The sequence below is a fragment of the Prevotella pectinovora genome, from assembly GCF_000834015.1.
GTDB lineage: Bacteria > Bacteroidota > Bacteroidia > Bacteroidales > Bacteroidaceae > Prevotella > Prevotella pectinovora.
This window is the reverse complement of the sequence record NZ_JXQI01000088.1, coordinates 141020-157658: the sequence shown is the minus strand read 5'-3', so window position 1 is coordinate 157658 and position 16639 is coordinate 141020. Positions and strand designations below refer to the sequence as shown.

The 16639-nt window shown below is 43.8% G+C and carries 14 protein-coding genes; all 14 read right to left on the bottom strand.

Annotated elements, in window-relative coordinates:
* Positions 1-655: 655 nt before the first annotated feature.
* Complete coding sequence (locus tag ST42_RS12895) at positions 656-1147, bottom strand: HU family DNA-binding protein (RefSeq protein ID WP_022315554.1); 492 nt, start codon at positions 1145-1147, stop codon at positions 656-658.
* A 472-nt stretch (positions 1148-1619) separates the two neighbouring features.
* A complete protein-coding gene (locus tag ST42_RS12890) occupies positions 1620-4889 on the bottom strand; it encodes a type I restriction endonuclease subunit R (RefSeq protein WP_044073794.1) in 3270 nt (1089 codons plus the stop codon).
* 11 nt (positions 4890-4900) lie between these two features.
* Positions 4901-6061 carry a PDDEXK nuclease domain-containing protein gene (locus tag ST42_RS12885; RefSeq protein WP_044073793.1) on the bottom strand — a complete coding sequence of 387 codons (1161 nt, stop codon included), beginning with the start codon at positions 6059-6061 and terminating at the stop codon, positions 4901-4903.
* A gap of 4 nt (positions 6062-6065) precedes the next feature.
* Positions 6066-7130, bottom strand: a complete 1065-nt coding sequence (locus ST42_RS14140) for a restriction endonuclease subunit S (RefSeq protein WP_197068956.1) — start codon at positions 7128-7130, stop codon at positions 6066-6068.
* Positions 7114-8679: a type I restriction-modification system subunit M gene (locus ST42_RS12875; protein ID WP_044073792.1), complete on the bottom strand. Its 1566-nt coding sequence runs from the start codon at positions 8677-8679 to the stop codon at positions 7114-7116. Before ST42_RS12875 ends, ST42_RS14140 begins: the two co-directional genes overlap by 17 nt.
* Before the next feature lie 19 nt (positions 8680-8698).
* Complete coding sequence (locus tag ST42_RS12870) at positions 8699-8890, bottom strand: helix-turn-helix transcriptional regulator (RefSeq protein ID WP_042520012.1); 192 nt, start codon at positions 8888-8890, stop codon at positions 8699-8701.
* A gap of 192 nt (positions 8891-9082) precedes the next feature.
* Entirely contained in the window at positions 9083-10075 is a 993-nt protein-coding gene (locus ST42_RS12865) for a virulence RhuM family protein (RefSeq protein ID WP_044065614.1), read from the bottom strand.
* Complete coding sequence (locus tag ST42_RS12860) at positions 10068-11201, bottom strand: PDDEXK nuclease domain-containing protein (protein WP_052488349.1); 1134 nt, start codon at positions 11199-11201, stop codon at positions 10068-10070. The genes ST42_RS12865 and ST42_RS12860 overlap by 8 nt, the downstream gene beginning before the upstream one ends.
* A gap of 4 nt (positions 11202-11205) precedes the next feature.
* Complete coding sequence (locus ST42_RS14135; RefSeq protein ID WP_197068955.1) at positions 11206-11478, bottom strand: hypothetical protein; 273 nt, start codon at positions 11476-11478, stop codon at positions 11206-11208.
* Positions 11479-11488: 10 nt separating this feature from the next.
* Entirely contained in the window at positions 11489-11686 is a 198-nt protein-coding gene (locus tag ST42_RS12850; RefSeq protein ID WP_042520009.1) for a helix-turn-helix transcriptional regulator, read from the bottom strand.
* A gap of 730 nt (positions 11687-12416) precedes the next feature.
* Positions 12417-12797, bottom strand: a complete 381-nt coding sequence (locus ST42_RS12845) for a hypothetical protein (RefSeq protein ID WP_156139377.1) — start codon at positions 12795-12797, stop codon at positions 12417-12419.
* Positions 12798-12807: 10 nt separating this feature from the next.
* Entirely contained in the window at positions 12808-14391 is a 1584-nt protein-coding gene (locus ST42_RS12840; RefSeq protein WP_044073787.1) for an ATP-binding protein, read from the bottom strand.
* Positions 14392-14403: 12 nt separating this feature from the next.
* On the bottom strand, positions 14404-16404 hold the full coding sequence (locus ST42_RS12835; RefSeq protein WP_044073785.1) for a DNA sulfur modification protein DndD: 2001 nt from the start codon (positions 16402-16404) through the stop codon (positions 14404-14406).
* Positions 16405-16417: 13 nt separating this feature from the next.
* Complete coding sequence (locus ST42_RS12830; protein WP_044073783.1) at positions 16418-16633, bottom strand: DNA modification system-associated small protein; 216 nt, start codon at positions 16631-16633, stop codon at positions 16418-16420.
* Between the last annotated feature and the right edge of the window lie 6 nt (positions 16634-16639).

Sequence of the window (16639 nt, the reverse complement as noted above, 5' to 3'; positions counted from 1 at the left end):
CCCCGCAGGATAACCCATCCTGACATTCCCCAAGGGAAGGAACAAGTTACTATGCTTTGTCAAAGACTTCTTCAGACAATCATATCAGCCCCCACCTAGCCTCCCCCGTAGGGGAGGGACAGTTACTCTTGCTATTGATAAACCACTGATAATCAGACGACTACTGACGATAAATATTACTTGCAAGGGTATCTGTCCCTCCCCTACGGGGGAGGATAGGTGGGGGCTGATGTCATTTAACCAGAGTAACCTGTTCCTTCACTTGGGGAAGGTTACTATGTTTTGTCAAAGACTTCTTCAGACAATCATATCAGCCCCCACCTAGCCTCCCCCGTAGGGGAGGGACAGTTACTATTGCTATTGATAAGCCACTGATAATCAGACTTCTTCAGACAATCATATCAGCCCCCACCTAGCCTCCCCCGTAGGGGAGGGACAGATACTATTGCTTTTGATAAACCACTGATAATCAGACGACTACTGACGATAATATTACTTGCAAGGGTATCTGTCCCTCCCCTACGGGGGAGGCTAGGTGGGGGCTGATGTCATTTACCCAGAGTAACCTGTTCCTTCACTTGGGGAAGGTTAGGATGGGTTGTACTAAAATCCCTCCCACCCTATCATGAGGGCAAGAGGGAAAATGGAGTCAGAATCAGACAGTCTTGTTCTTCTCCTTGTTCGCAGTGTCTACGAGCATCTTGTCACTTTCACGCATGAGAGTATTGAAGTTCTTGAACGACATCGCCTTGGTGAAGGCCGAACGGGTGAGGTTGTCCTTGTTTTCGGTCTGTGATGAGATGAAACGCAGTCCGCAGTCCATGATATTCTCTGCGGCGTTGAACTCCTCATACTTTGCTGCAGGCTTCGAGGTGAGATTGAGGTAGAAAGTGCCGAGGTCGCCGAGCTGCACCTTCTTGCTCTGTGCCACGAGTTCGAGCAGACAGTCCACGAACGACATCATCACTCCCGACACTACACCTCTTGGGAATCCCACGTTGTGGTTTGCCATGTGGGTGATGAGCTCGTCGAAGGTCACGGTGTCGATGTGTTTCGCCTTAGCATACCACATCTGGTAGAATTTAGAGTCAGCAACGTTGTTCTGGAACAACTGATAGTAAAGTTTGCCATTCTGTACTTTTGACATGATAATAAATTTTTAAGGGTTAATGATAATTGTTACTTGTTCAACGGGTAGTTCCGTTTTACATTTGCAAAGTTACAACATCCCCCAGGCGAGTTTTACGGTTATGGCGTGTTAGCGTTGGTTGATTAAAGTTATAGTTGAAAGAAAGTTCAGTTTAGGGGTAAAAAGTTCATTAACCCTGCTAAAAGTGCCACCTCCATTTACGACAGTTTCCATTATGGAAATAGTCACGCCATACCAATAGAAGAAGGAAATGAAACCGTTACAACTTGTAACCGGTTGACATTTCGTGCAGCCGACTGATTTGTCTTCTGATAAGCCGCTTTCCATCCCTACGATTTGTCATAAGGACTCTTTATGCAGTCTACCTATAATATATATGCAAGTTTCCAACTTGCTCTGCAGTAGACAAGTAGACAAGATACGAGTAAACAAGGAAATATAGATTTTAGTTCAAAGACTATTAGATGTATTATTTTTCGACATCAGGTTCGGCAGCCATGCTTATCCCGTCGCTGACATTCATATTATATTTAACCTCTGAATGTATTCTGTTCTTCTTGAAATTCTCAGCCTGCTCGAAGATTTCCTTAAACACCTCATCCTTAGTGTAAGGCGGATATTTCTCCTTGGCGAGAGTCAGGATTATTGCCACTTTCATGCTTGCCTTAATATCCTCACGCTTGTCCCAGTCGATAAACTGACATTTGTCGTCAACAATGCCCTTAATCTCCAGAGCCATACGTTTGAACTGCTCTTCGGTGAAGTCGCCGGCGAATCCATATTTTTCAGCCACAGCCTTCAGAATATCATAGAATGCCTTCACTTCAATATCCGGAATGCCATCCGGCAGTTGTGACTCGTCCTTTATCTTATTAAGCAACTCTGTGAGCTGGGCAGCAACCTCGGTGATAATCTCATCAGCAAATACGAGGTCATCGGTTCGGTCATTATAACGCTTCACGATTTCATTGAGTCGCTGCGTAAAGTCAACGGCTTTCACCTTGTTCACTTTAATTACGCTGTCTATGACACGACGAAGCAGTTTTTCAAGCAATTTCACCTTTGTATTCTTCAGTGGCAAGCGGTTGATACGAGCCATATAGCTATTGGCGAGAAGATCAATCTCCTCAGCGTTGTCCATCACCATATTGTGCAGCAGCTCCACCTCCTCACTAATCAGCGAGTCGTTCACCATCTTCAACACACGCTTGTTCATCTTTGTAGCATCAGGAGCCTCGCCCTTGGTGAGCTTGAATATGATACTCTTCACGCCAGAGAAGAAATGCGCCTCATTCACCTCCGTCTGTTTGATGCTGTCATCATTATGACACATCTTGTATGCAGACACCATGATGCCTACATGCTTCATGAAGCGGTGTTCCTTCTCGTCAGTCTGCTGCATGAGTTCCGCTCCCTGATTGAGCGTATCAAGCTGCTCCAAAGGCGAACCTGTCCAGAACTTTGCATAGTCAAATGGATAAATCATACGGCGAAGCATGTCAAGCTCGTCGCGGAACAACTTCAGTGATTGTTCCACAACCTCGGTCGGTGTCTCAGTCTGTCCGCCGTTGGCATAACGCCGCATTGCAGCGTTCATGTTCTTCTTGATGCCAAGATAGTCGACAATCAGGCCCTTTTCCTTTCCCGGATAGTTGCGATTCACACGGCTCACGGTCTGCACAAGATTATGCATCTGCAGCGGTTTGTAGCAATACATCGTATCGAGGCACGGCACGTCGAATCCCGTAATCCACATATCCACAACGATTGCGATCTTGAGGTTCGACTTAGGTTCTTTGAATTGTAGGTCGAGTTTTTTGCGTTCATCGTCAGGTCCGAGAAGATTATACAGTTCCTCAGGGTCATCCTTTTGTCGTATGAACACCATCTTTATCTTCTCAATCGGACGAATCTTTTCCTTTTCCTGTTCAGTGAGCTGTTCACCCTCAGCACAAGGACGCACCTCTGTCCACTCGGGACGCAGCTTCACAATCTCCTTATAGATGGCATATCCTATCTCGCGGGTAGCACACACTATCATCGCCTTGCCCTCAACGGTAGCCCCTTCTTCCACACGGCGTTCATAATGCAGCACAAAGTCGGCAGCCAAACGATGTATAAGATCAGGATTGGCAAGCACCTGCTCCATCTGTGTCATCGCCTTTTTCGAAGCCTCTATCTGGTATTCGTTGCTACCTTCCTCCGCACAGCGGTTGTAGTAGTCCTCTATCTCCTTTACCTTCTCCGAGTCGATGATGACATGCGAAGCACGCCCCTCATACACTATCTTTTTCGTGATGCCGTCTGTCACGGCATCAATCATTGTATATTCGTCAACAATACCGCCGAACACCTGCAGCGTAGCATCAATCGGCGTGCCGGTAAATCCTACATACGTAGCGTTTGGCAGAGAGTCATGCAGATACTTGGCGAAACCATAAGAGCGCTTCACTCCCTCCTCTGTAATCTGCACCTTCTCGTCCACACCCACCTGTGAGCGGTGAGCCTCGTCGCTGATACAGATTATGTTGGCACGCTTCGACAGTAGGTCAATGTCTTTTGAGAACTTCTGAATCGTGGTGAGAAACACACCGCCACTGGTACGTCCCTGCAACAAAGTCTTCAGATGCTCCCGGCTTTCCACCTGCATAATCATCTCATCGCCGATGAATTGTTTGGCGTTGAGCACCTGTCTCGAAAGCTGGTCGTCGAGGTCGGTGCGGTCAGTGATAAGCAGAATCGTGGGCGAACAGAGCACCTTGCTGCGCATGAGCAATCGACTGAGGAAAAGCATGGTGAACGATTTTCCGCAACCCGTAGCACCGAAGTAAGTGCCGCCCTTGCCGTCGCCATCGGCATTGAGGCGAGAATGCAGAAGTACATTGTCGTAGAGGGCGCGTGCAGCATAATACTGCGGATAACGGCACACCACCTTCATCTCGTTTTTCGTAGTGTCGGGGAAATAGATGAAGTTATGCAGCACGTCGAGCAGACGACCCTTGTCGAACAATCCAGCCACCATTGTCTTCAGCGACGGAATGCCGTTTATCGGGCGGTCCTTCGGCTCCACCTTTCGCCACGACGTAAAGAAATCGTAGTCAGCAAAGAGCGACCCGAACTTGTTGTTCACACCATCGGAGATAACCACGAAGGCGTTGTAGCGGAACAGACGCGGTATGTCACGTCGATAGCGCACGGTGAGCTGTTTGTAAGCATCCTCAATAGTGGTGTTCTCCTTGATAGCATTCTTGAACTCAAGCACAACAAGCGGCAGTCCGTTTATATAGACTATGGCATCCGGTATGCGCAGCTGCTCAACGCCCTGCACCTCCAGCTGATTCACGATGCTGTAGCGGTTGTAGTCCTTGTCGTGATTGCCGTTTACCGGGTTTTTATGCTTGCGGTTGAAGTCAACCGGATAGATGTAGAGATTAGGCTTGGCGGGGTCCTCGCGCTTCATCGAGAAACCGTTCATCAAGAGTTTCATGAAGTCGCGGTTCTCGTCATAGAGCGTGCCTCCTGAGGTCTGCTCTATGCGACGTATTGCATTCTCCACCTCCATTTCTGTTATTGCTTCGCCGGCATAACGCTCCTTCAGATAAGTGCGCAAGTCGTCCTTCTGCAGCACTTCCGTCTTGTCCTTCCTGACAATAGTTTCGCCTGGTCGGTAGTCGTAGCGCTGTTCGAGGAATAGCTGTATGATGGATGCCTCCAATTGGGCTTCGTTGAAAAAAGGCATAAGCTATATTTTTAAAGTCCTACATTTTCCTTACGCAAGAAATCAGTGATTTGCTCCTTGCTTGGCAACTCCAGCTGATATTTAGATATAAACATATTAGGATCCACGCCAATAGTAGCATACTCTGCCATTTCCTGTCCCACTTCAGTACACAAGAGAATTCCGATCGGTTCGTTATCATCCTGCAGCATGACGTTTTTCCTCCAATATCCCAGATACATATTGAGCTGAGCCACATCCGTATAATCCAGTCTGTGAGCCTTTAACTCAAAGATAACGTGTCGTTTTAATATGCGATGATAGAATACGAGGTCAGCCTTATAGTATCTGTCGTCAATAAGCATCTTCTGCTGCCGTGCTTCGAAACAGAATCCCATACCCAGTTCCAGGATGAATTCCTGCAAGTGGTCGATAATTGCACTTTCAAGATCCGACTCCTCCCATACGTCCCTTGCTTTCAGTCCAAGAAACTCAAACACGAACGGCGACTTCAAGTCAGTATCTATTGATGCGACCTCAGCCTTTTCGCTTACCATTTTTGCAAGTGCCTCCGGCTTTTCACTCCATCCACTACGTATATAATAATTAGAATCAATCTGTCGCTGTAGCTCCCTTACGCTCCATGTTCCGCGTATAGCCATGGTCTCATAGAATGTTCGTTGTAGAGGATCGTTAATTGCCATGATAGCAGTAAGATGAGAGAACGACAATTTGTTGAAAAGCAGCTGTGGGTCGGTAGTCAGCACAGGCTCTGCTTTTACAGTGGTGGGTAATTGGGCAGACACTGTCTGCCTAATTGTAACCTCCTTAGAATTAGCGATATATAATTGGGCAGACAACGACTGCCCGATTTGTGGAAGCGAACAGACAAACGAGTAAATCTGTACACCCAAAGACTTGTAAGCAAGATAGAACTGCTTATATAGCTTCAGGCTACGATAGCTGAAAGTCTTACTGTTTTGCAGTTTTTCTGCGAGTCTTTGCAGTATCTGCTCACCATATAAAGCCCGGTCCTTACCCTTCAACTCGTATTCCACGATGTAATATCCCGTGAGCCATGCCTTTGCAGTGACGTGACGGTTGATTATCAGTCGGGCATTGTTTTGCAACGCTCTGTCTGTTGTCTGAATCTGTGAGACCAGTATATCGAAACTTACATCTTGAATTTCCATATGACTATGAGAGTTTTGAAGTTAGGAGAGAGAGGAGGGTGCGGAGGTGGAAGTTTTCTTCTGCAAGGTTGTCTATATAACGAAGTATTCTTGTTGCAAATTTATTAAAATCAATTATAGTTTTTGAATCAGGTATAAAAAACGACAATCCATTTAAAATAGTTTGCGTCAATAGAGGTTGTCCTGACCCTTCGCTCACTTTATTGAGCTCAAGAGATTTTAGAACAAAAAACAAATATCCATTATGTCCATCTCTTGATGTTCCTTTTATAGAATTATCATTAACCCAACATTTTGCTTCATTGTAATATACACATCCACAATTTGCACCTACACGCCCAATAACAATGACATTTTCAGCATTATTGTCTTCTGTAAAGCCAATTATGCCATTTCCACCATAAATTGGAATACTACCGACAGAAGGTTTTATCGCTTTACCATTTGAAAAGTTTGCAATATCTTCTAAGCATCCTTTTCTCCACCCCTCCGGCAGATTTTCCTCATCAATTCCTTCCACGAAAGTATGGTGATAAATAGCTTGTGCGGTTTCTTCGAGTTTTTGTATAAGTGCCTCGTTGTTTGCAATGCGGTGCTCCACGGTCTGATATTCAGACACGATACGGCGCTGCTCCTCGATTGGAGGAACAGGAAGCTGCATGTCGCAAAAGTCGCTCCATTCCAATGAGCCACGAACACCACCAATAGCGTAGAAAACAGCTTCTCTATCAAATTCTGAGCGTGAAAGGTACATTTCTAAATACTCGGGCATCAGTTCTTTCTCATCGTTCACTTCGAACATTGGATATGCAGGAGACATAATTGCAGAATCTTCCCTAAACATTGCAACAGGCATCTTGCCATCTCTACTTACCTGCATAAGACTGCATGCAAATTGATTTTTCTTTATGACTTTATATTTTGACAAGTCAGTTCCAATAATGTTAGCCACAGAAGGAATGAACTTCTTTTCCACAGTTAATCCTACCAGTTTGGTACATTCCAAATCGGTATTTCTATTATCTATCAAGTGTATGTAATTGCCAATCGACTTATATTTCAATTCCATAAGCAGCAAACAATTTCTTTATTTCTTGATCAAGAGTCGTTCTTTCTTCGTTCAAAGTCTTTAATTCAGCACCAATAGTCTTTATTTTTTCATCGAAATTTTCCATACCATTTCTCTGAATAAATTCTATATATTTACTTGGCACAAGAGAGAAGTCTTTTTCCTTGAGATTGGTCAGATTGACCGACTTACAGAATTCGGGTTCATCGCTATAAGATGTTTCCCATCCCTCTTGTTGCCAATTATGATATGCGGTAGTCACCTTATTTCGATCAGCCTCTGACAGCTGTACAAACTTCTTTTCATATGGTTCTCCCATATTTCGCATATCGAAGAACATAACCTCTTTCTCACGATCACGATAATGACGTTCCTCACCGTTCTTCTCAACGCAGCGCGCTTTCTTGTTGTTGTTCAGAATCCAAAGCGTAACGCTTATATCCGTAGAATAGAATAGCTTTCGAGGCAAGATGACTATCGCCTCCACCTTTCCCATCTCCAGCAGTTTCCTGCGGATAGCCAACTCCGTGCTGTCAGCCGAAAGAGCACCATTAGAAAGGATAAAGCCTGCCACACCGTCGGTGGAGAGCTTAGAGAGAATGTTGAGAATCCATCCGTAGTTGGCGTTGCTCGTAGGCGGCACATCAAAGCCTGCCCAACGAGGGTCGCTGGTCAGTTCATTTTCTGTGCGCCATCCGCTTTGGTTGAACGGCGGATTAGCCATTATATAGTCAGCCTTCAAGTCCTTATGTTGATCATTGTGGAACGTGTCGCCAAGACGTATGTCTGCATTGATGCCACGTATGGCGAGGTTCATGCGCGCCAGCTTGTATGTGGTCTTGGTATATTCTTGTCCGTAGACCGAGATATTCTTCTGGTTGCCGTGGTGCGCTTTTACGAACTTCATCGACTGCACGAACATACCGCCCGAACCGCAGCACGGGTCATAAATTTTGCCGTCGTATGGCTCAATCATCTCAGCGATAAGATTCACGATGCTCTTCGGCGTGTAGAACTCACCCTTGCCCTTACCCTCGGCAATGGCGAACTTACCCAGAAAGAACTCGTAGACACGACCGATGATGTCGTTCTCCTCGTCTTTGAGCGTGTCGAGCTTGTTAATCTCGTCGAGCAAGGCGGCAAACTTGGAGCGGTCGAGTCCGAGATTACTGTAATAGTTGGAAGGCAAAGCGCCATCGAGCTGCTTGTTAGACTTCTCGATGTTGGCAAGTGCGTCGTCTATAATCTGGAAGATATTGTCCTGCTTGGCGTTCTCCATGATATACGACCAACGACATTCTGCAGGGATATAGAACACGTTGTCTTGAGCGTAGAACTCCACCATGTCAGCATAATCATCGCCGTACTGCTCACAAATCTCCTTATGTTTTTGGTCGAAATGGTCGCCGGCATATTTCAGGAAGATAAGACTCAGCACCACATGCTTGTATTCGGAAGGCTCCACCGATCCGCGCATCTTGTTGCACGACTCCCACAGAGCTTCCTCCATGCTTTTGGTAGGTTTTGCCTTTGTTGCTTTTTTTGCCATTGTTTCTGTATGTATTTTATCAATCAACGATAAGGTCCTTCATATTAACTGAGAGAATGTCTGCGATTTGTTTCAGAACATCCAACGACGGTTGTGTTCGATTGCTGCAATAAGCATTTACCGAACTGAAACTCTTGCCGAGGTCTTTGGCGAGTTGAGTTTGTGATATACCTTTCTCAACAAGTACAAGTTTGATTCTATTCAGTTTCATAAATTTAGACTTTTAATATGGCAAAGATAGAAATAATATTTCACTAAACCGAGAGTTTGCCTCACTATTTCAGCAAAATCAATCAAGAATGCAGCATATACACATCATTTCTTTAATTCCATTATTTTCTAATTTTGCAAGTGGACTTGCAGAATTGCTTCCCTTAATTTGGACAAACAAATTCAAGCCATGTCATTCCTTACCCAGCAATCCTCTTATCTCCTTATCGAAGTCAGAGTCAATACGTTGCGTCTTATTGAATATGTCATATTCTTCTTCCGCTTTCTTCTTGGCTTGCGCTGCCGATATTTTTCCTTTATCGGGCAATATCTGATAGCGCCGGAAAGTTAGAAACTCATTGACGCTTGCAGAGAACTGCGCCATATTGAATGTGTTTTCACGCTCAATGAGGTCTTCAATATAGTCGAAGAAGCCTGTAACGGCACGCTCCAGTTGTCGGATTTCCTTCTCTTGCAAGTAGTTCTTGGCAATAGATACGTCCGACTTTAAGACACGCCCGTCAGGAGCGTTCTTCCATGTGGTCAATCCCATGTGGTCTTTCGTATGGTCTGCCTTTGAATAGATAATCTCCGCTGCGGTCTGCCCTGTGATGGCAAAGTGGAAGCGGTTTTGTATCATCGCATAGAAATCTTTTGTTGTCGGAGAGTTCTTGTCATAGTCGGTGCTACACTCTGCATAGATGTCCGTAATCTGTTGCCAAATGCGGCGTTCACTCGCACGGATAGAACGCACACGTTCAAGCAATTCGCGGAAGTAGTCTTTGCCAAACACCGCCGTTCCCTGCTTCAACCGCTCATCGTCCATAGCGAAGCCCTTCTTTATATACTCATTGAGAATCTTCGTAGCCCATTGGCGGAAACGTGTGGCTTTCAGAGAAGACACGCGATAGCCTACGGCAATGATGGCATCAAGTGAATAGAATGTTGTTGTGTAATTTTTGCCGTCAGCGGCAGTTGTTTCCATTTTGGAAATAACTGAATCCGCAGCAAGTTCTCCCTCATCAAAGATATTCTTCAGATGCTTACTGATAGCCGGCACGCCAACGCCAAATAGTTGTGCCATAGCCTTTTGCGTACACCAGAGAGTTTCGCCCTTTATTACGACTTGCACCTTGCCGTCGGCATCCGGCATATTGTAAAGCAGAAATTGTATTTCGTTACTCATTATCTAAATCCAAGTCATCAAGTTTATTTTCTATTTCCTCAATCTGCGGCAATGCCGATGCTACATCAGCAAAGAGTTTTTCCGTTTCGTATTGCGCTATACCCATTGGTTGTGTAATGCCACGAAGCGAGAACTCAGCTTTCTTGTTGCTTTTGGTTCGGCAAAGAAGCAAGCCTATGGTAGGTTTGTCTTCTGGCGACTTTACCAAATCATCAACAGCCGAAATATAGAAGTTCAGTTTGCTCACGAACTCTGGCTTGAACTCCACGGCTTTCAACTCCACCACAACATAACAATGCAGTTTGAGGTGGTACATCAGCAAATCGATATAGTAATCATCACCACCAACCGAAATATGGTATTGTCTGCCTATGTATGCAAAGCCACGCCCCATTTCAAGCAAGAAATCAGTAATCTTGCTTGTCAATGACTTTTCTATATCCAGTTCGTTTTGCAATGCAACAGTGCCGATGAACGAGAAATTGTAAGGGTCTTTGAATATGTAGCGAGCCAAGTCGGACTGAAGAGGCGGCAAGGTCTGTTCAAAGTTGTTGATTGCATGTCCTTTTGCATGGATATATCCATTGTCAATCTGAAGGAGCATCACATCACGACTCCACCCATTCTGTGCTGTTTCTGTTATATAGTAGGCACGCTGTGCTTCGTCTTTTACCTTTGGCAGCAATGAAATATGATGATACCAAGAAATTTGAGCAAGCGGTACTTGCACAAACTCCCTGCCTTCGTTCTCTAATTCTGCAAGTGTCGCTTGCAGAATTGGCAACTTCCTTAATTCTGCAAGTGGCACTTGCAGAATTGGAAAATCGGGATATGCTGATGCAAAGCGTTTCATATATCGCAAATTACGTACAGAATAGCCTCGGTCATCAGGATAACGAGAGATCAAATCCTTCGACAGTTGCTCTATAACCTGTTTACCCCAACCTTCCTGCTCCTGTTTCTGCAATATACTTTTACCAATGTTCCAATACAAGGTCAAAGTACCCACATTCACATTAAGAGCCGTATGAAGTTTGGCAGTATCAATTAGGTGTTCAATATCTTTACGCCATTGTGCATATCCATTTGGCAATAACGTGTTGCTTCCCCTGATCATTTCGTTCATAGTGCTACTCCTTGTCAATATTATTAAACGACATACAACGCAATTGGGCTAGTATCTCTTTCTCCAAACGGTGACTCTCCTCAAACTGTGCTTTCAGCGTTGTCTTGTATTCGTACATGCGCTTGTGTTTGACTGCATTCAGAAAAACGTCTATCAATATATTAGTCTTGGTATCATATGCATTGATATTGTCCAAGTAGGTATAGCCCAACTTACATAGATGGAGAGCTGCAGGCACTTGTACCCTGGTATTCTCAGTGAAGTAAGGATTTCCCATAAATATAGATTTAGTCAAAGTTAATGATTTCACTTACATTGACATTCAGCAACTCTGAAATTCGCTTCAGTGTTGCCAAATCAGGCTGTGTCGTATTGGTACACCATTTTGAAACAGTAGTCTGATTAACACCCAACTGTTCCGCAAGCCATTTATTGGTCTTTTTATTCTTTACCAATACAAGTTTTAATTGATTTAATTCTTCCATACAGTCACTATATTGCTTTAGATGCAAATATAATGATTTTTAATGACAAAGTAGAGACAAAGAATGATTCTTTAACAAGATGTAACAATAAGAACACTACACTCTCCCATTCACTACTATTATCCCCAATCGGTCATTAGGACGTTTATAGAAATATTTAATTACTGCTTGCAGTCTTTTGTTTTTTATAAGGCGTCTTTTGCTTGTTTTTAATTCGCAATAGCCCGCTATTACTCATTAAACCCCAAACAAAATCCACTCTTCTAAAATTCCAAAATACAAGCAAGCCCTAATGACCGATTTGGGATTATGGAAATAGTCACGTCAGGCAGCTATATCATCAAGAGAAATCCCTACGATTTGCCTGAAGGGTTCTTGATGCAGTCAGCCTATATATATATTATGTATAGGAAAACGTCGGTTGGAATTGAAATTACGATTTGCTCCCGTCATCAAAGTCGGGAGCAAAAGTGGCGAGTCCCCGATTGGAACATTTGACAAACGCTGTCTGTCATTTTCAGCAGGACGGGCAGAATAGAATGATCATCGTGCACTTAACTCCAGTCCCCTAGAATGGTTTAGCCCGACATCGCAGATCCTGACGTTAAAGGATATGTTGGCGCCGGGGATGTGGGCAACTGATGTAGTGAATAAAAGAAAATCGCCCATATTCTGCTTTTTAGGGCAAGAATATGAGCGATATATGGGATGGGAAAAAGACAGAAATATTTTATTTTTTAATTCCTTCTTCTACAGCTTTCTCAAAAACTTCTTTTGTACAAGGTTTTCTGAAAATCCAGTATGAAGTAGATACAGATCCTCCTGTTCCTTGATAACTGTATCCCTCTGTTGACGTTCCATTAATGTATAAATTCCATCCTTCAGAAAGAAAGTACATAAGGGCTGCTGCTGGTGTCTTGAATTTTATTGGGTCTCCATTTGCATCTTTCAACCTTTCAATTGATTTGCCGTCATCAATATTCACCTTTAAACCTTCTTTGCTAAGATTGCCATAAAATGTAACAATCTTGTAAAGATAATAGTCGTCATTCTGCGCCATCATAAACAATGGTGAAAATACAAGTAACATTAATATAAGAACTTTTTTCATATCTGTATTATTAAATTAAGTGGGTGACCTTCATCTTCTTATACATTTTTCCACCTAAGCCTAACATTGCCATGGTATTATCCTTAATGATAAGCTCACCTTTCTGCAGCCCTGCAATTTCAGATTTTATTTCCTGGAACTCTCGACCGGTAACTCCGAAGAGGTCTTTTATTATACTATCAGAAATGCTCTGCTGCTTCATGATCAACGGATATTGTGCATTAGCCAAGAAATCAAAATACTTACTCTTGAAGCTATCCATGTTTTGGGTGGCAAGAATAATACTTAATCCCTTGTTTCTACCAACAGCAATAAGATTGCGCAAAGGCTGATTGTCGAAGTCCAACATATAATGAGCTTCGTCAATGATAGTGAAATGACGTATCTGCACATAGTCGTCATTCACAGCTTGCTTCGGCAGCTGCTCATAAATGTTGTTTAATTTCGATATAACAAAATACACAATAGCCTTAGCGATAGGTCCGTCTTTAGGGAACGCATCCATCTTAATGATAAAGCACTCGTCTGTAAGACTGACGCTGTCCGTCTCTGCAAAAAGATGGTTGCGAACCAATTGCTTCAAAACAGATGTCACGCTATCATCTTTGTCTGGATTAGCCATTTTGCCTTGGTAATGTTGCAATATCAGTCCAAACGTCACAGGTTTACCATTCGTTTTCTTATATGCGTCAACGATAGCTTCACTCAGGCGGTTGCTCATGTTAGCACTAATACTTGTTCTTTCGATTGCACAGAGAGCATTTGCCATTTCAGTAGAATACAAGTTGATTTCATTGATGCTTCGTCCACTGAAATCCTTGAATGGAGAGAACGGCAATGGCTGTTGCACTGGATCGAGTATGCATGAACGGTCAACGTCAAATAGAGCCAGCCAACTGTTGTTAGCAGGATCAGAGAACTCACCTTTGTAGTCAAACAGAAGGAAATTCACTGGATATGGCGTATCTGTAGACAGCGATCGCATCTGTTGTATAAGGACAGAAAGGAGATTGGTCTTACCCGAACCAGTGGTACCTGCCACAAGCACTTGTGCATTGGCAACCGAGCGACCGTTAATGTTAAGCGTCGCTTCCATGTCGTCGCCATATTCGCCGATAAGAAGTTCAAGTGGCGGTATGCTGTTTGATGAGCGACGGCGACCGTTTTGAACAAAGAGGAATGAGTTCAAGTTGTCCTCGTCCATAAGGTATTTCATGCCACGATACATCTCCTTTGCTACGATTCTGCTGACCAAGGAAGAGTCTTGCCAATCTACATTGCAATCTTTGTATCTCAGTTTCAGCAACGCTGAAAACAATGATTTGTTGTTGTCTTTAGTGAAAAAGCTGGGCATAATACGCATACCGGTTTTAGACAACTGTATGTTTTTAAGCGCATCTATATCTCGCTTTTCTGACAAGCCAAGACTTGCAATAAGACAGATACGCATAATCTTGTTCATTGTAAAAACAAGTTGTTTGCCACCACTCACTTGTCGGGAAAGGTTGAAACGGCGTTCCATCAATTCTTTTAACGGCAGGATATCCTCAGTTATACCCTCTGCCTGGCGTATATTTTCTAAAGCTACTTCCATAGTTCTTTCTTCTTAATCGTTAAGTGGTGTGCCAAAATATCCTTCCTCCACATGAGTACTCTGCAATTCAACATCACGCACAAGAGTGTATGTGCGCGACACGAAAGGTTCGAGTTTCGGGTAATCTTTGTCTTTTCTTATCTCCGAGGTTGTGCATAGCAGGATGGTCTGGTCTGCCAGTCCTGGGAAATACTCTTCCATCAAGACATCGCGACTTTCTTCATCAAGCACACCCATCACGGTGTCAATCATCACAGGAGGATTATAGTCGCCCAAGTTACGCAGAACCTTCAGGAGAACCTGGATAAAAATCTGCTTTGACGCAGCGTTAAGCTGATTAAGCGATATTTCGTTTCCTGCTTTGTGGAATAAACGTATGGTAAAGTTCTCCATAGAGTCGCTCAGCTCCACCTTAGCGATACAGCCTTTGTATGAAATGAGCAACTTGTTAAGCTGTTCTTTCATATCCTCTTCAATCTTCATCTTCTTGCGCTTAAGCAGAGAGTCTGCAACATCCTCAAAGAGAGGTTTCAACTTGACAAGCGTATCAAACTTCACATCCGGCTCCTGTTGTATCTGCACATCATACTGATGTATGCGACGTTCCAGCTTCTCGATAGCCAGCTTCCTGTCATTTTGTTCCTTCTTCAAGGTTTCAAGCTGGCGGCTATTATCCTCATAAGCCTTGATAATCTCTCCATTGCCACTTACGAGACTACGACGCAGAATGTCAATCTGCTTCTGCTGATTGTCATAGTTTTCTATTCGCTTTTCCAAGTCATAATGCAGGTCATTCAGCTGCAAGAACTCATTTACAGAGTTAGCGTTCAAGAGATTCTTAAGAGCTTCAAACTCTGTATCATCAAGAAAGGCATATTCGTCTTTTCCATTGAGGCTTTCCTGTTGGTTAACCAGGAACGACACCACCGTTTCATTATCAACATTAGGTGCGCATAAAGCCTTAGCTTTAAGGAACGATATGATCTTTGCTGTAACGTCGCGCATCTGCTCTAACGACAGGACACCTTGTCGTTCAAGCTTCAAAGCATCTTTCTGACGTATAATATCATTTACCTCATTGCTTATGCCCAGCGCCAGCTTAGGGAAAAACACGTTTATCTCCAGTGTGTCAACCACTTGCTTAAGCTGTTCATTGTATCGCTGCGCCAAGTCGTTCGTTTGCTTGATGTCTGCCTCTAACGCCTCTATTTTCCTGGTTATTTCGGCAGAACTCTTTGCACCCTCTTTTGCAGCATCATACTCCTCTTGTATTGAAGTCAGGTATTTGTATATCTTATCCTGCTCTTCTATATTTCTGTTCTGTTCCTCAATCATCTTGTTGCGCTGCTCGCAAAGACCATTATATTCTTCAGCCTCCTTTTGCGCTTCAAGTCGTCTTGCTGCCCATTCCTGCTGCAAGTGTTCGGCAGCATTTTTCAACAGGATGTACTTGTTGAAGCCCATCACGTTCTGGATATTATCCTTGATAATCTGGGCGAACACATTTTCCTTCAGCAACTCGCTCGACTGCATGGCATCAAACAAGAAATATTGCGACAACTCCTGAGGTAGGTTTGCCTTTATGATTTTGTTCACTTGCTGTTCAGCCATCGCACGCTGCTGCAAAGGCATGGCAGTACCATATACGAACGTGTTGCCATTCATATTCAATGTTACGCTTTCCACGGGCTTGTCACTGGGGTTGAGAGCGTATGTGCGCCGAAGCATATATTTTTGCGTCTGCCCCAATACGACACCATCGAAAGCCAATTCCAACATTATTTGTGGAGTGACTTTGCCAACGGCACCATTGTTAAGCAGCTCCATAAAATGAGCTTTGTCCTTAATCTTCAATCCATAGAGTGCGCCACAAATAGCTTCAAACAATGTTGTCTTACCGCCACCGTTCATACCTCCTATGAGGATGATCGGCTGATCCGGACGCACGGTGAGGTCAAGATCGAGTGACAGATAAGTCTTATAGTTGCTTATCTTGATACGACGTATAATCATCAGCTGTCCTCCTTTACTTTATCAGAGCAATAGCCTCTGCAATGATAGTTTGCGTGTCGGCATCGCTCATTTCTATTTTGTCCACTCGCGCAGCATGAAACTTGCGCAATATTTCTTCTTTCAACCAGTCGAAGTCGACCTGATGCTTTTCGCACAAAGTGCTGATAAGCATCAAGTCGTCCTGTCGGATACCATAGTTGATAAACTTTCCATCAAGTCCCTTTCCCATAGTGTG

What these genes read in the sequence shown, in the direction of transcription:
- ST42_RS14135 (WP_197068955.1), bottom strand. Translation starts at nt 11,478, where the DNA reads ATGGGAAATCCTTACTTCACTGAGAATACCAGGGTACAAGTGCCTGCA.
- ST42_RS12850 (WP_042520009.1), bottom strand. Translation starts at nt 11,686, where the DNA reads ATGGAAGAATTAAATCAATTAAAACTTGTATTGGTAAAGAATAAAAAG.
- ST42_RS12845 (WP_156139377.1), bottom strand. Translation starts at nt 12,797, where the DNA reads ATGAAAAAAGTTCTTATATTAATGTTACTTGTATTTTCACCATTGTTT.
- ST42_RS14140 (WP_197068956.1), bottom strand. Translation starts at nt 7,130, where the DNA reads ATGGAATTGAAATATAAGTCGATTGGCAATTACATACACTTGATAGAT.
- ST42_RS12840 (WP_044073787.1), bottom strand. Translation starts at nt 14,391, where the DNA reads ATGGAAGTAGCTTTAGAAAATATACGCCAGGCAGAGGGTATAACTGAG.
- ST42_RS12860 (WP_052488349.1), bottom strand. Translation starts at nt 11,201, where the DNA reads ATGAACGAAATGATCAGGGGAAGCAACACGTTATTGCCAAATGGATAT.
- ST42_RS12890 (WP_044073794.1), bottom strand. Translation starts at nt 4,889, where the DNA reads ATGCCTTTTTTCAACGAAGCCCAATTGGAGGCATCCATCATACAGCTA.
- ST42_RS12870 (WP_042520012.1), bottom strand. Translation starts at nt 8,890, where the DNA reads ATGAAACTGAATAGAATCAAACTTGTACTTGTTGAGAAAGGTATATCA.
- ST42_RS12895 (WP_022315554.1), bottom strand. Translation starts at nt 1,147, where the DNA reads ATGTCAAAAGTACAGAATGGCAAACTTTACTATCAGTTGTTCCAGAAC.
- ST42_RS12865 (WP_044065614.1), bottom strand. Translation starts at nt 10,075, where the DNA reads ATGAGTAACGAAATACAATTTCTGCTTTACAATATGCCGGATGCCGAC.
- ST42_RS12835 (WP_044073785.1), bottom strand. Translation starts at nt 16,404, where the DNA reads ATGATTATACGTCGTATCAAGATAAGCAACTATAAGACTTATCTGTCA.
- ST42_RS12830 (WP_044073783.1), bottom strand. Translation starts at nt 16,633, where the DNA reads ATGGGAAAGGGACTTGATGGAAAGTTTATCAACTATGGTATCCGACAG.
- ST42_RS12885 (WP_044073793.1), bottom strand. Translation starts at nt 6,061, where the DNA reads ATGGAAATTCAAGATGTAAGTTTCGATATACTGGTCTCACAGATTCAG.
- ST42_RS12875 (WP_044073792.1), bottom strand. Translation starts at nt 8,679, where the DNA reads ATGGCAAAAAAAGCAACAAAGGCAAAACCTACCAAAAGCATGGAGGAA.